This is a genomic window from Pantoea sp. BJ2 (genome assembly GCF_040255075.1).
Lineage (GTDB): Bacteria > Pseudomonadota > Gammaproteobacteria > Enterobacterales > Enterobacteriaceae > Pantoea > Pantoea leporis.
Map to the genome: position 1 here is coordinate 4,067,287 of NZ_CP158292.1, position 13,324 is coordinate 4,080,610.

General features: G+C 57.3%; 13 protein-coding genes. 7 read left to right on the plus strand and 6 right to left on the minus strand.

Features of this window, described 5'->3' with window-relative positions; translation table 11 throughout:
* The first annotated feature begins 66 nt into the window (after positions 1 to 66).
* The gene (gene glpX, locus AAF463_RS18880; RefSeq protein WP_350261278.1) at positions 67 to 1,077 is read left to right on the plus strand and encodes a class II fructose-bisphosphatase; all 1,011 of its coding nucleotides are present in this window, start codon (positions 67 to 69) and stop codon (positions 1,075 to 1,077) included.
* Here the strand turns inward: glpX and emrD are convergent.
* Complete coding sequence (emrD, locus tag AAF463_RS18885; RefSeq protein WP_350261279.1) at positions 1,067 to 2,263, minus strand: multidrug efflux MFS transporter EmrD; 1,197 nt, start codon at positions 2,261 to 2,263, stop codon at positions 1,067 to 1,069. The two genes, glpX and emrD, sit on opposite strands and share 11 nt — an antisense overlap.
* A 118-nt stretch (positions 2,264 to 2,381) precedes the next feature.
* Here emrD and AAF463_RS18890 point away from each other — a divergent pair, with 118 nt between their 5' ends.
* The 4 genes from AAF463_RS18890 to tpiA all read left to right on the plus strand — a co-directional run bounded on the left by AAF463_RS18890 (position 2,382) and on the right by tpiA (position 4,884).
* Positions 2,382 to 2,543: a hypothetical protein gene (locus AAF463_RS18890; protein WP_350261280.1), complete on the plus strand. Its 162-nt coding sequence runs from the start codon at positions 2,382 to 2,384 to the stop codon at positions 2,541 to 2,543.
* A 9-nt stretch (positions 2,544 to 2,552) separates the two neighbouring features.
* Positions 2,553 to 3,299 (plus strand): ferredoxin--NADP(+) reductase, encoded by a 747-nt coding sequence (gene fpr / locus AAF463_RS18895; protein WP_110868182.1) that lies wholly within the window; start codon positions 2,553 to 2,555, stop codon positions 3,297 to 3,299.
* 106 nt (positions 3,300 to 3,405) lie between these two features.
* Positions 3,406 to 3,996, plus strand: coding sequence for a YiiQ family protein (locus tag AAF463_RS18900; protein WP_350261281.1), 591 nt, complete (start codon positions 3,406 to 3,408; stop codon positions 3,994 to 3,996).
* A gap of 120 nt (positions 3,997 to 4,116) precedes the next feature.
* Positions 4,117 to 4,884, plus strand: coding sequence for a triose-phosphate isomerase (gene tpiA, locus AAF463_RS18905; RefSeq protein WP_008109693.1), 768 nt, complete (start codon positions 4,117 to 4,119; stop codon positions 4,882 to 4,884).
* A gap of 84 nt (positions 4,885 to 4,968) precedes the next feature.
* Here the strand turns inward: tpiA and AAF463_RS18910 are convergent, their stop codons facing one another.
* The 5 genes from AAF463_RS18910 to AAF463_RS18930 all read right to left on the minus strand — a co-directional run bounded on the left by AAF463_RS18910 (position 4,969) and on the right by AAF463_RS18930 (position 10,428).
* The gene (locus tag AAF463_RS18910) at positions 4,969 to 5,727 is read right to left on the minus strand and encodes a CDP-diacylglycerol diphosphatase (protein WP_101760648.1); all 759 of its coding nucleotides are present in this window, start codon (positions 5,725 to 5,727) and stop codon (positions 4,969 to 4,971) included.
* Between the two features lie 63 nt (positions 5,728 to 5,790).
* The gene (gene hisD / locus AAF463_RS18915) at positions 5,791 to 7,089 is read right to left on the minus strand and encodes a histidinol dehydrogenase (protein ID WP_101760649.1); all 1,299 of its coding nucleotides are present in this window, start codon (positions 7,087 to 7,089) and stop codon (positions 5,791 to 5,793) included.
* Positions 7,086 to 8,240 carry an ester cyclase gene (locus AAF463_RS18920; protein WP_061720303.1) on the minus strand — a complete coding sequence of 385 codons (1,155 nt, stop codon included), beginning with the start codon at positions 8,238 to 8,240 and terminating at the stop codon, positions 7,086 to 7,088. Before AAF463_RS18920 ends, hisD begins: the two co-directional genes overlap by 4 nt.
* 152 nt (positions 8,241 to 8,392) lie before the next feature.
* Entirely contained in the window at positions 8,393 to 9,361 is a 969-nt protein-coding gene (locus tag AAF463_RS18925) for a nuclear transport factor 2 family protein (protein ID WP_110868187.1), read from the minus strand.
* Positions 9,361 to 10,428, minus strand: a complete 1,068-nt coding sequence (locus AAF463_RS18930) for a LacI family DNA-binding transcriptional regulator (RefSeq protein WP_101760652.1) — start codon at positions 10,426 to 10,428, stop codon at positions 9,361 to 9,363. Before AAF463_RS18930 ends, AAF463_RS18925 begins: the two co-directional genes overlap by 1 nt.
* 298 nt (positions 10,429 to 10,726) lie before the next feature.
* Here AAF463_RS18930 and AAF463_RS18935 point away from each other — a divergent pair, with 298 nt between their 5' ends.
* Together AAF463_RS18935 and AAF463_RS18940 are read left to right on the plus strand one after the other, a co-directional pair.
* Positions 10,727 to 11,962, plus strand: coding sequence for an MFS transporter (locus tag AAF463_RS18935; protein WP_110868189.1), 1,236 nt, complete (start codon positions 10,727 to 10,729; stop codon positions 11,960 to 11,962).
* Positions 11,959 to 13,260: an amidase gene (locus tag AAF463_RS18940; RefSeq protein ID WP_350261282.1), complete on the plus strand. Its 1,302-nt coding sequence runs from the start codon at positions 11,959 to 11,961 to the stop codon at positions 13,258 to 13,260. The genes AAF463_RS18935 and AAF463_RS18940 overlap by 4 nt, the downstream gene beginning before the upstream one ends.
* The last annotated feature ends 64 nt before the right edge of the window (positions 13,261 to 13,324 follow it).

The window sequence follows — 13,324 nt, forward strand, 5'->3', positions numbered from 1 at the left end:
GGTTTTTCCCCTGCCACGCTTCTCCGCTGTGTTAAACTGCCTGCCTGTTTTTTGTCAGGTGCCACCATGAAACGAGAACTCGCGATTGAATTTTCCCGCGTGACTGAAGCCGCCGCTCTGGCGGGCTATCACTGGTTAGGACGCGGCGATAAAAATGCGGCCGACGGCGCAGCCGTTCACGCCATGCGCATTATGCTCAACACTATTGATATCGACGGCCAGATTGTGATTGGCGAAGGCGAAATCGACGAAGCGCCTATGCTGTATATCGGTGAGAAAGTCGGTACCGGCCGTGGCGACGCGGTGGATATCGCGGTCGATCCGATTGAAGGCACACGCATGACGGCGATGGGCCAGGCCAATGCGCTGGCGGTGCTGGCTGTTGGTGATAAGGGCAGCTTCCTGCACGCACCTGATATGTACATGGAAAAGCTGATTGTTGGACCGGGCGCACGTGGCACCATCGACCTCAATCTGCCGCTTGATATCAACCTGAAAAACATCGCGCTGGCATTGGGCAAACCGCTCAGCCAGTTAACGGTATCGATTCTGGCCAAGCCCCGCCACGATGCGGTGATTGCCCAGCTGCAGCAGCTCGGCGTGCGCGTGTTCTCTTTCCCGGATGGCGATGTCGCGGCCTCGATTCTGACCTGCATGCCGGATAGCGAAGTGGATGTGATGTACGGCATCGGCGGCGCGCCGGAAGGTGTGGTGTCGGCGGCCGTGATCCGCGCGATGGACGGCGACATGCAGGCACGTTTATTGGCACGTCACGAAGTGAAAGGCGATAGCGAAGAGAATCGTCGTCTGGGCGAGAATGAACTGCAACGCTGCGCCGAGATGGGCATTGAAGCGGGTCAGGTACTGAAGCTGGATCAGATGGCGCGCAACGATAACGTTATCTTCGCGGCCACCGGCATCACCACCGGCGATTTATTGAAAGGCATCACGCGTAACGGCAACATCGCCACCAGCGAAACCCTGCTGGTGCGCGGTAAATCGCGCACCATTCGCCGCATCCAGTCAATCCACTATCTGGATCGCAAAGACGCGGCGCTGCATCAATTTATCCTGTAATCGCCTGCTTGCCGCTCTCCGGATGACGTGAGAGCGGCCACCAGCACAGCAGCATCACCAGCGACGTCACAAACATCAGCATGCCAAGGCTGGATTGATCGTGCTGCGGCAACAGCGCAGAAAGCCACGCCACCACGCCGGAACCGAGGTTCTGCAAGCCTCCGATTAACGCACCCGCGCTGCCCGCCAGCCACGCATACGGCTCCATCGCGCCCGAGGTTGCCAGCGGAAACAGCATGCCCGCGCCAAAGAAGAACAGCGCAGCCGGCACCAGCAACGTCCAGATGTTCATCACGCCAAACCAGGCCGGAACCCACATCAGCAAGCCCGCTAACAGGCAGCTGTTCACGCCGTACCACATCAGCGTGTGCCAGGATTTCTGCTCACGTCCTGCAAACCAGGCACCAAAGAACGCCGCCGGAATCGGCAGGATAAACAGGATGCTGACGGTCAATCCATCCAGCCCCAACACGCCGCCCATCAGCACGCCACAGCTGGCTTCAAACACCGCGATGCCCGCCAGCGCGCCAATCAGTAGCAGCAGATAACGCACAAAGTTGCCGTCGCTCAGCAAAGTGGCATAACGGCGCAGGAACGGCGTGGCGGGCGTATCCGCTGGACGCGTTTCCGGCAGCCAGCGCGCCATCGACGCGGTGACGCCGACGCACAGCAGCAGCAGGAAGGCAAAACAGGCGTGCCAGCCAAACAGATGCGTCAGCAGCGCGCCAATCACCGGAGCCAGCAGCGGGCTGACCAGAATGCCCATATTAAGCAAGCTGTTCGCCTGGCGCAGCGCGATGCCGGAGTAGAGATCGCGCGGCATGGTGCGCGCCATCACGCCCGCCACGCCGGTACCTAAACCTTGTACCGCGCTGCCCAGCACCAAAATATCCAACGAGGGCGCGAACATAGCGATCAACGCGCCGACGGCAAAGATCGTCATGCCAATCAGGATCACCGGACGGCGGCCAAAACTGTCCGACAGCGGGCCGTAGATCAACTGCGATCCGCCGTAGGTCATCAGATAGGCGGCCATCACCTGCTGGATCGCCCCGCTGCGCACATTAAGCGTTTCGGCCATGTGGGCCATGGCTGGCACATAGATGGTTTGCGCCATCTGCCCAACCGCCACCAGCACGATCAGCATGAATAACAGAAAGCGATTTTGCGTTTTACTTATCAACATGGAACAAAATGTCTGCCTGAGAAACAAAGAATAAGCAGCACAAAACAGGCCGCCTCGGATTTATGGCGGCAAAAATATCAGGATTCAGTGACAAATCGAGAGGCGCAGGCAAAGCTGTATGTCTCAAGCCGTCAAGCTGTTTGTCCAGATTGTAAACCGCCCGCTACAGTTGCTGATCTGTGCGCTGCGTTTGTCGCTGAGAGCCCTTTACTGGGTGCAGGGCTGGAAATTTATCGGATGGATAACGATGATAATCATGTGCCTGAATATTCAACACTAAGGAGTGAGCATGGCAGAGTGGATCAATGCTGAAGTGAAAGAGGTAAAAAACTGGACCGACGCACTGTTCAGCCTGCGCGTTGCAGCGCCGATTGATACCTTTACCGCGGGACAATTTGCCAAGCTGGCTCTGGAGATTGACGGTGAGCGCGTGCAGCGTGCCTATTCGTACGTCAACGCGCCGCAGGATCCGCTGCTGGAGTTTTATCTGGTCACGGTGCCGGAAGGCAAACTGAGCCCGCGTTTGCAGGCGCTGCAGCCCGGCGAGCAGGTGATGATCACTAAAGAGGCGGCGGGTTTCTTTGTGCTCGACGAAATTCCAGATTGCCAAACGCTGTGGATGCTGGCGACCGGCACGGCGATCGGCCCCTATTTATCGATTCTGCAACAGGGCGAAGATCTGGATCGTTTCGACAATATTGTGCTGGTACACGCCGCGCGCTTCGCCGATGACCTGAGCTTCCTGCCCTTGATGCAGGCGTTGCAGCAGCGCTATCAGGGCAAGTTACACATCCAAACGGTGGTGAGCCGCGAAGAGATCGCCGGTTCGCTGCACGGCCGCGTACCGCAGTTGATTGAAAGCGGAGAACTGGAGCGTGCGGTTGGCTTGCCGCTGACGGCAGAAACCAGCCATGTGATGCTGTGCGGCAATCCACAGATGGTGCGCGATACCCAGCAGCTGCTCAAAGATACGCGTGAGATGCGCAAACATTTCAAACGCAAACCCGGCCACATGACCAGCGAGCATTACTGGTAATTGGCGCGGAGCGAATAATCTGAGATTTTTCCCAGTGTGGGTTTTGACTTTGCCCGGTAAAAACCGTTCTAATCGTGGGCTAAGTGAATGATTTAGGGCCGAAGCAATGAACAACCTGCCAGTCGCGCTGCTGCTTGGCCTCGCACTGACATTTCCCGCCTGGGCGGACGATGCACCCGCGTTGGATCGTAGCGATCATCTGCCTGCAGCGCCCTATCTGCTCGCGGGTGCGCCGACGTTCGATATGACCGTTGCTCAGTTCCGTGAGAAGTACAACGCTGCTAATCCCAATGCATTGCTGCAGGAGTATCGCGCGATTGATAGTCGCGGCGATAAAAGCAATCTGACGCGTGCCGCCAGCAAAATCAGCGAAACGCTGTATGCCTCAACCGCGCTGGAGCAAGGCACCGGCAAAATCAAAACCCTGCAAATCACCTGGCTGCCGGTTCCCGGTCCCGATATGAAAGCCGCGCAGGCTCGCGCCATGGATTACATGACCGCCCTGCTGCGCTTCTTCACTCCCGGCTTGTCGCCCGAAGAGGGGCGTAAAAAACTCGATTCCCTGCTGAGCGCCGGTAAAGGTGCGCGCTATTTTGCCCGCACCGAAGGTGCATTGCGTTTCGTGGTGGCAGACAACGGCGACAAGGGTTTGACCTTCGCCGTTGAGCCGATAAAACTGGCGCTCGCGACGCCCTGATCGCACCGGCAAAAATGACGAAAAGCAAAGCCAGCAACACATTTGATCTCTATACTGTCTCGCAGACATCGCTGCCCGATGGCAGCGCTATTTCATGAATCGCGTTATGCGGAGGAAAGAATGCGACATCCACTGGTTATGGGTAACTGGAAACTGAACGGTAGCAAGCAGATCACCAAAGAGCTGATTGAAGGCCTGCGCAAAGAGCTGTCTGGTGTTGATGGTTGTGGCGTCGCGATTGCACCGCCAGCCATCTATCTGGACCTGGCGAAACACGCCATTTCCGGTAGCCACATTGCTCTGGGTGCTCAGAACGTTGACGTTAATCTGTCTGGCGCATTCACTGGCGAAACTTCCGCAGACATGTTGAAAGACGTTGGCGCGAAATACATCATCATCGGCCACTCTGAGCGCCGCACCTACCACAAAGAGAGCGATGAGTTCATCGCGAAGAAATTTGCCGTCGTGAAAGAAGCGGGTCTGGTGCCGGTTCTGTGCATCGGTGAAACTGACGCAGAAAACGAAGCGGGCAAAACGGAAGAAGTGTGCGCACGTCAGATCGACGCTGTGCTGGAAACGCAGGGCGCCGCGGCGTTCGAAGGCGCAGTCATCGCTTATGAGCCGGTTTGGGCTATCGGTACCGGAAAATCAGCTACGCCAGCGCAGGCTCAGGCGGTGCATAAATTCATTCGTGACCACATCGCTAAGAAAGATGCGGCTATCGCTCAGCAAGTGATCATTCAGTACGGCGGTTCGGTCAACGACAAAAACGCCGCTGAGCTGTTCACCCAGCCAGATATCGATGGCGCGCTGGTTGGCGGTGCTTCACTGAAAGCGGATGCTTTTGCGGTGATCGTGAAAGCGGCAGCAGCAGCGAAAAACGCGTAACTTAGCGTTTAGGTGCAGATTAAGGCGGCTGATTAGCCGCCTTTTTTATTGGCCGCTATTAATTGCGCCCCTACGAAAAAAGGGTTATTGCGGCAATATGCTGCAGTTATGATCCTGCAGCTCTTCCGCCGAACCGCTGTTCAGTTTCAGCCAGTTACGTTCCAGCGCCAGCAGCGCTAAACGGCCATCCGGCAGCTGTGCCAGCGCCAGGCCATATTTCCCCATCTCGCTGCGCGCATGCGGCACTTCATCCGCCAGACGGATAAACGCACTCTGCTGCGCCAGCTCTTGCTTAGAAAGCGCCCGCACCAGATAACCATGCTTACGCAGCGTTTCACTCTGCCACTGCGCATTCAGTCTCGGTGCCAGCGCATCCAGCTGCTGGCGCACATCTGGACGCAGACAGGAAATATGAATATGCAGCTGATTCTGCGTACGCCCGTATTGCGCATTGATGGCCAGCGACAGCGCGCTATCGGGAATCGGCGCGCCGTGCCTTTGCGCCAGTAATGCGCGCTGTTGCCAGGCCTCGGCAAACAGATTTGGTGTAGCAGGTTCAAGAATGATGGGACTTTCCATGCCGGTGATTTTTTCGATCGGCATCAGCAGATACTGCAACGGCCCGTTGAGATCTTTCAGCGTGACGTAACCCTGCGCGCTATTCACCTGCTGGCATGGCGCTGGGTTGCCCGTCGCCGCCATATTCGGCACGCACTTTTCGCTGATGATCTGCCATAAGGCGTTAGAGTTTTTATGGAAATGGATGGCGCCGGCGATCAGTCCGACAATCAACAGCACCAATAAAGCGGTAAGTAACTTCAGGGTACGACGACTGCCCTGCATAGCCCGATTCCTCTGTTCATCACCTGCCAGCATCCTCGCCTGGCAGGTGATGAAAGTCACGGACTAATCCTCCGCGCCACGCAGGATGGCGTCGAGTTTTTCTGGCTGCAAACGAATCTGCGCTGCACGACGATGCGCCTGCATCCCTTCGGTACGGCTCTGGCGCACCGCAGGAGCAGCGATGGCGGCGATGCCCTGATCGTCAATCCATTGATGCGTGCAGGTTTTCAGATACGCACCGACCCACAATCCGCCGGTGTAACGTGCCGCCGCCATGGTGGGCAGCGTGTGGTTGGTGCCGCAGCATTTATCAGAAAACACCACGCTGGCGTTTTGCCCGATAAACAGTGATCCGTAATTGCGGATGCGCGCCGCCAGCGCATGGGGATCGCGCGCATGGATTTGCAGATGCTCAGTGGCGATCTCATCGGTGTACGCCACCATCGCATCCTCGTCGGCACAGAGAACAATTTCGCCCTGACGCTGCCACGCCTCACCAGCCGTTTTCGCCGTCGGCAAGGATGCCAGCTGCGCCTCAATTTCCCGCAATGTTGCATGCGCCACGCGTTCGCTGGTGGTGGCCAGCCCAACACGCGTGCGCACGTCATGCTCCGCCTGCGCCAGCAGATCCGCTGCCAGCACGCGCGGATCAGCACTGTCATCGGCGACGATAAAGATTTCGCTCGGCCCCGCCAACGCATCAATACCCACTTTGCCAAATACCTGACGCTTCGCCTCATTGACGAAAGCGTTGCCTGGCCCGACGATCTTGTCCACCGCCGGCAGCGATGCGGTGCCGTATGCCATCGCGGCAATGGCCTGCGCACCACCAACTTTGAAAATGCGGTGCGCTCCGGCCAAGTGGCAAATTGCAATCATTGCCGGATGAGCGCCCGGCGGCAGACAGGCGATGATGTTATCGCAGCCCGCCACAACCGCTGGCACGATAGACATCACCGGCGCGGAGAGGATCGGATAGCGTCCGCCCGGCACATAGCAGCCCACGGTTTCAATCGGGATGATGCGATGCCCCAGATGAACGCCCGGCAACGTCTCAATCTCCAGCGGCTGCAAGGTGGCGCGCTGCGCTTCGGCGAAGCGGCGCACCTGCGCAATGGCAAACTCACTGTCCTGGCGGGTTTGATCGGCGAGTTGCGCCAGCGCCTGCTCGATCTCTGCTGCCGAAACTTCCAGCTGCTCCGGCGCGACACCATCAAATTTCTGCGAGTAATCACGCAGTGCCGCGTCTCCGCGCTGACGCACGTTGCTAATAATGTCGCTCACGGTGGCGATCAGGCTGGCATCCGCCTGCGCATCCTCGCCCGCGGCTTGCTTGATAAACTGCACGCGTTGTTTGCTCATGCTTCCGTCTCCGCCAGTTGTCCCAATTTGATCTGCGCCAGCATCGCCAGGTGATCGTAAACCACCCATTCATCAACAATTTTGCCGTTCACCACGTGATAATGGCTCATGCCCATCACCAGCAGACGCTGTCCCGTCGGTTTACCCAACTCGCCGTAGCCAAGATGATGCCCTTCCATTACCCAGCGCACCGCCACTTTGGTGCCGCCCTCTTCACATGGATTGGAGCAGATATGCTGCGGCATCCATGCGCCGTCCGGGATCATGCCGATCAGCGCCAGCGTCTGATGGATCACCGATGCCTGACCATACAGCTCTTTCATCAATGGGCCGTGCCACTGCACATTGCTGGCGTAAACCTCTTTCACTTTGCCCAGCATGCGTTTGTTGTAAATCTCGTGCAGCCAGCCCAGCACCTGTGCTTCGGTATCACTGTGCGCCAACGTGTAATCCGGATCGCTTTCCGGCGGATACTGGCCAAGCAGACGACGGTTCTCCCCAATCTCCGTCAGTCGGAAACCCTTATCAAACTGCTCTTTCGCCATGTTGTACGCGATCTGGTCGGTATCCAGCCCCAATTGACGCATCAGCGACATGTTGTCGCTCACCACCCATTCGCGGTAAATCTTGTTTTCCAGAATCATGCAATCCGCCACGGTACGCGTGGTAAAGGTGCGATTAGTGGGTTTACCGTACTGGCTTGGCTGCGTGTGGCGGCCGCTACCGGTAACCAGATGCGAGGTGTAAAAACCGTCAACGTCGTTGCCGTTCCAGATCACCTGCGTTGCCATGCCGCGACGTTCCGGGAAGGCGACCAAACGTTGCAAGGTATCGAGCACCACTTGTTCACGGGTATAAATGGTGCCCAATGCGTTATATAACACGCAGTTATGGGTGTAATGGCTGTAGATCAGCCCGACATCGCGCTCATCCCAGATCTTGTGGGTACAACGCACAATGTAATCAACGATATCGGTATAGCAGGGATCGAAACCGCGCATTGGCTGCACCCGCGCGCGGTTTTCTGGAACCAGATCGACAAAATCCCGTCGCTCAACCTGCAAAACCGGTTCGGCCTGGGTGCGTGCTGAGGTTTTTTCTGCGCTCTTTTCACTGGCGGTGGCTTTATTAGCCGTATCCGTTGTAGACATAAACACTCCTGCTTTTGACGAATTAAGGGTGAGCGCGGTCCTCGCAATCAAGCGCTGCCGATTCACCCGGCTGAATTCAGGGTGCAGAACGCCGTCGGTAATTAAGGGATTAATTACCGTGACGTGATGCGTTATTTAAAAGTGCTGATTAATCAGCTGAGTAGCTGTAACCAGATTGAGAGTTCATCAATACCTAAATATTCCCGCATGATGACGCCATCACGTAATTCCAAATGAGAAATACCGGAAATACACACTGGCTTGCGCGACGGCGGACCAAACTTTCCGTAGCCGTCATGCCAGCTCAACAGTGACCAGCGCAGGCTGATGCGCACCGGTTCGTTGGCATCGCGGCGCACCACCAAATGATGCAGCTGCGTTTCGCTGTCAGCGAATGAGGCGCGATAGCCGGAAAGGAAGCTGCCAATCTCCTGCTCGCCGGTAAAGCTGCTGTGGCCCGGTCCGTGCAAGGTGGCGGCAGGATGATAAACACCTGGCACCACGCCGCTGTTGCCGCCGGCCCACATGCTGAGATAGCGCTCAATCAAACCCGCGATGGTTCCTTCGGCATCATCGCCATCCGGGCCGCCAGCCCAACGTGCTTCCAGCTCTTCGGGCGCGGGCATCTCCAGCCCTTGCTGCTGGCGCATCTGCGTTAGATGCTGGGCAAACTCCGCCACGTTGGTACCAATCTGCGCAAGAATGCCCGCGCGATCCTGCAGCAGCCACTCTTGCTCCACCAGCCCATCACGACAAATACGATCGGCGAAAGTACGTACCCAAACCGTTTTGCCACTCGGCGCGCCAAAGAAGCCTTCGCCCAGATGCTGAATACGTGCCTGCGTGCGCTGCGAGGCGTACCAACAGGTATCGCCTTCACGCGCGGTGAGAATATCTTCGGTCAGCACCTGACGCTGCGGGAAGCAATGTAACGCTTCCAGCGTCAAACGCATGAAATCGCTGAGTTCGGTCAGGCGCTTTTCCGGCGTGTGAAATACCACCGGCGTGGCGTAGAAATCAGCCAGCTGCCCGATATCCTTCTGCTCCCATACCACGTGGGTTAACGTCAGAATAAACTGCTGAATAGAATCAAACTGGGGACTGAAACCCGGCAATCGCATTACTCAACCTCCTCTGAACGAAATAGCAGCTGGCCGTTCTCTTCTACCACGCCGTGACGCGGACGCCGCGCGGAGTGGCGTACTACCAACGTGCCGGGAATAACAATTTGCTCGGGTGCCATCACCGCGCTGTCGATTTGCTGCATTAGCAGGCCAATGGTGCGTTGCACCATCACTTCAACCGGCTGACAGATAGACGTCAGCGCATACGAAGGCCAGCCCGCTGGACCAACATCGTCATAACCCACCACCGACACATCCTGCGGAATGCGCAGACCAAACTCGTAACGCGCCACATCCATAACCGTCAGCGCCATATGATCGTTGACGGCAAACACCGCATCGGGCGGCGTGCCGCTGCTGAACAATTGACGCGCCGCCTGTGCGGTTTGCTCGCTGTCGTTTTGACCCGCTAACACCGTGACGTCGATGTTGCGCGCGCGCAATGCCTCGCGAAAACCGTCCAGCCGTAGCTGATTTACCGAAGCGTTGTCCGCGCCGGTAATGCAGGCAAAGCGTTGATGTTCGCCTGCCAACAGAAATTCGGCGATCTGACGTGCGGCGGCACGGTTATCGGTATTCACGCTTGACGCCATTTCGCTTTCGGCGGTGCGGTTGAACAGCACCACCGGAATGCCCGCGCCGTGGCACTCTTCGGATAAGGCATCGGATAACGCGCCGGATGCCAGCACAATGCCATCCACGCGGTACTGCATGATCTGATCGAAAATGCGGTCAACATTGCTATCCCGATCGCTGACGAACAGCAGCAGATGGTAGTTAAGCGCATCCAGTTCACGCCCCAACGCTTCCAGCACATGGGGATAAAACGGATTATCGAAACAGGAGATCACCACACCAACGATGCGCGAACGTGCGGTGTTCAGCGATCGCGCCAACGCGTTGGGTCGATAACCCAACTCACGGGCAGACTGCAGCACCTTTTCACGCGTGGCCGGTGAAATACTGGCGCCCGGCGTGAAGGTACGCGATACCGCAGACTGTGAAACGCCGGCGTGCTGCGCAACTTGTTGTGAGGTCACTGGACCGAAGGTCTTACGTTTCATGGCGTTATCTTCCTGTTTAGCACACTGATGCACGGGTGACTGCCGGGCATTGTAGCCAATTTCATCAACCGGACTCACCTGCTTCGGTGTGTGTTTTTTACTCTTACACCTTTTTTGCATGCGTATGCAACACTCAATAACTTTTTTTTCACATTGCCAAGCACGCACTTTACAAACATAAAATCATTTCGTAACTTCGGCCGTTGAATACGTATTCAATGCATGCAACATAACCGACCCGGACTCAGGATGAAACCCGCGTTTTTAGTCACTTATCTGCGTTGATAAGAGGTTTAACATGTTTCGAGCACTGTTTAGCCGTCCCGAGCTGTTGACGTTTTTCACCATGAGCGTGCTGTTTTTTATCTGCATTCACGGCTTCGATGCCTTCATGGCGCCTTACATGGTGAGATTAGGCATTGAACCGCAAACCATCGGCATGATCATGGGCGCCTCTGGTTTGGCGTCGCTGTGTATCCGTTTTCCGCTCAGCGTCATCTCTGACGTGATGAAAAATCGCAAAGTGTTTATGCAGTTCGCCCTGCTGCTGCCGGTGATTGCCTGGCCGCTGGCGTGGATGTTCCCCGCTGCGCTGACATTCTGGCTGGCCAAGCTGGCCTGCGGCATCGCTGCCGCGAGTTGGGTGCTCTACAACATCATTTTCATCCGCTATTTTCCTCGTGATGACGCGCCGGCTGCAGTGGCGCTGTTGGCATTGGCCGGGCCGATTGGCGTATTTATTAGCAATGCCATTTGCGGTGCCGTTGCCCTATGGCTGGGCAGTACGCAGGCGTTTTTTGTGCCAGCGATTGCCGGTTGCCTGGCGCTGCTTCTCAGCCTGCGCGTTCGTGAAGAGGAAGATAGCCACAAAGCGCCGCACCTCAAAGCCTGTATCGACAGCGCTAAACGCCAGCTAGCGGACCGCTCAATTTGGTTTATTGGGCTGCTGGCGACGGTGGTGATTTTGGTCCCGTTTGCCACTCGCGACACGCTCACGCCCATATACGCTCAGCAGTTAGGTGCCAAGGCGGGCACGCTGGCAGTGCTGAGTAATATCCACTTGTTGTTTTATGGTGTGGCCGTGGCATTGTGCAGTTCCGTGTTTTATCAGCGGCTGGGCTTGGTTAACACCGCGCTGGTGGGCATCGGATTACAAATCATCTCGTCAATTTTCGTCCCCTTGACCAGCAACATGTGGCTGATTTACCTGTGGCAAGGTCTGGCCGGTTTTTCCTTTGGCATGGCGTTTGCCGTGTTTATGTCCTTAAGCGTGGTTAACACTTCGGAACATGAACAAACCACCCGGATGGGGCTGTTTCAAACCATCTATTCGTGCGGCATGTTTTTCGGCCCGGTGCTGATGGGCGTGTTGTTGCAACACGTCAATGTCTACGCGGGTTATTGGGTGATTGGTGGCTTGTGTCTGATCGCTGGCGTGTTAACACCGCTAGCGGCAAAACGGGTGCAGCAGCGTCAGTTGCCGCCAGCGGCACGTAAAGCGAGCGGCATGCTGTCGCAGGATGCGGTGAAATGAGTGCCGCGCGCCTGCAACCGCAGCGCAACAGTGCGGAAGAGGTTGAACGCCGCTTAGCCGCTATCAACGCAGGTCGCGCGCTCAACGCGATTATCAGTATTAATCCCCAGGTGATGAAAGAGGCACAGCGCTGCGATCGCTTATGGCGTAGCGGCGCGCCGGTTGGCGTGCTGCACGGCATTCCGCTGGTGATAAAAGATAATATTGATTGCGTCGGCATGGCTACCACGCTCGGCTGCCGGGCGCTGGCCGAAGCACAGCCACGTGAAGATGCGCGCGTAATTGCACGCCTGAGAACTGCGGGTGCGCTGATTCTCGCCAAAGCGAATCTGTCTGAGTTCGCCTTTGACGTACGTTCGCGCAGTTCGCTCGGCGGCGATGTGCGCAATCCCCTGAATCCACAGCTGACCGCCGGTGGCTCAAGCGGCGGCAGCGCGGCGGCGGTGGTGGCCGGTATGGCGGATGCGGCACTCGGCAGCGATACCGGCGGATCGATCCGCATTCCCGCGGCATGGACCGGTCTGGTGGGACTGCGTCCGGCATTTCGCCGCCGCCAGCTGCGCGGGGTCGCGCCGCTTTCGCTCAGCAAAGACACCGTTGGGCCGATGACATGGTGCGTGGCTGATGCGGCGCTGCTGCATCAGGTAACGCATGGGCTGCCGGTGCGCCCGCTAGCGCAGCGAACCTTGCGGGGTGTGCGGCTGGGCATGGTTAGCGATCTGCCAGGCGATGATGACGCGCAACGTCAGGCATTAGCACAGGCTTTCTCTCGTCTGCGGCGGGCGGGCGCCACACTAATTCCGCTGCGGTTACCGCTATCATCGCGCGTGGCGCAGGAACCTTGTCTCAGCCTGCGCGAATTCCATCCGGCGATGTCCCGCTGGCTAAGCAAAATGGACCATGCGCCTGCTTCGCTTTCGGATCTGCTGGCACGAGGCGAACATCTCGCCGAGTTCGATGAACTGCTGCAATTACACCTCACGCGTAGCGCGCTGGTGTGTGCCGCATGGCGCGAGCAACGCCGTTTTCAACGCCTTTTGCGTCAGCAACTGCAACAGCAGATGCAGGATCAGCGGCTGGAGGCGCTGATTTATCCCACCAGCCAGCGCACTCCGATTTCACTGGAGAAGATGCCGCCGGGCTGGGCGCCGGAGCTGGCGGCCATCAGCGGCTTACCCGCCGTAACGTTGCCGTTTGGTCAACTAGCTAACGGTTTGCCGCTGGGGCTGGAACTGCTCTATCCAGCGCCTGATGAAGAAGCATTGCTGGCGCTCGCTTTGGCGATAGAGCGACTGTAAAACCTGAAAATTCATCATGTTACTCCCCGTTCTACGGGGCTTTCTGCTGCCTGCGATTTGAAAA

What these genes read in the sequence shown, in the direction of transcription:
- AAF463_RS18940 (WP_350261282.1), top strand. Translation starts at nt 11,959, where the DNA reads ATGAGTGCCGCGCGCCTGCAACCGCAGCGCAACAGTGCGGAAGAGGTT.
- AAF463_RS18925 (WP_110868187.1), bottom strand. Translation starts at nt 9,361, where the DNA reads ATGCGATTGCCGGGTTTCAGTCCCCAGTTTGATTCTATTCAGCAGTTT.
- AAF463_RS18900 (WP_350261281.1), top strand. Translation starts at nt 3,406, where the DNA reads ATGAACAACCTGCCAGTCGCGCTGCTGCTTGGCCTCGCACTGACATTT.
- AAF463_RS18920 (WP_061720303.1), bottom strand. Translation starts at nt 8,240, where the DNA reads ATGTCTACAACGGATACGGCTAATAAAGCCACCGCCAGTGAAAAGAGC.
- AAF463_RS18935 (WP_110868189.1), top strand. Translation starts at nt 10,727, where the DNA reads ATGTTTCGAGCACTGTTTAGCCGTCCCGAGCTGTTGACGTTTTTCACC.
- tpiA (WP_008109693.1), top strand. Translation starts at nt 4,117, where the DNA reads ATGCGACATCCACTGGTTATGGGTAACTGGAAACTGAACGGTAGCAAG.
- fpr (WP_110868182.1), top strand. Translation starts at nt 2,553, where the DNA reads ATGGCAGAGTGGATCAATGCTGAAGTGAAAGAGGTAAAAAACTGGACC.
- AAF463_RS18890 (WP_350261280.1), top strand. Translation starts at nt 2,382, where the DNA reads ATGTCTCAAGCCGTCAAGCTGTTTGTCCAGATTGTAAACCGCCCGCTA.
- AAF463_RS18930 (WP_101760652.1), bottom strand. Translation starts at nt 10,428, where the DNA reads ATGAAACGTAAGACCTTCGGTCCAGTGACCTCACAACAAGTTGCGCAG.
- hisD (WP_101760649.1), bottom strand. Translation starts at nt 7,089, where the DNA reads ATGAGCAAACAACGCGTGCAGTTTATCAAGCAAGCCGCGGGCGAGGAT.
- glpX (WP_350261278.1), top strand. Translation starts at nt 67, where the DNA reads ATGAAACGAGAACTCGCGATTGAATTTTCCCGCGTGACTGAAGCCGCC.
- emrD (WP_350261279.1), bottom strand. Translation starts at nt 2,263, where the DNA reads ATGTTGATAAGTAAAACGCAAAATCGCTTTCTGTTATTCATGCTGATC.
- AAF463_RS18910 (WP_101760648.1), bottom strand. Translation starts at nt 5,727, where the DNA reads ATGCAGGGCAGTCGTCGTACCCTGAAGTTACTTACCGCTTTATTGGTG.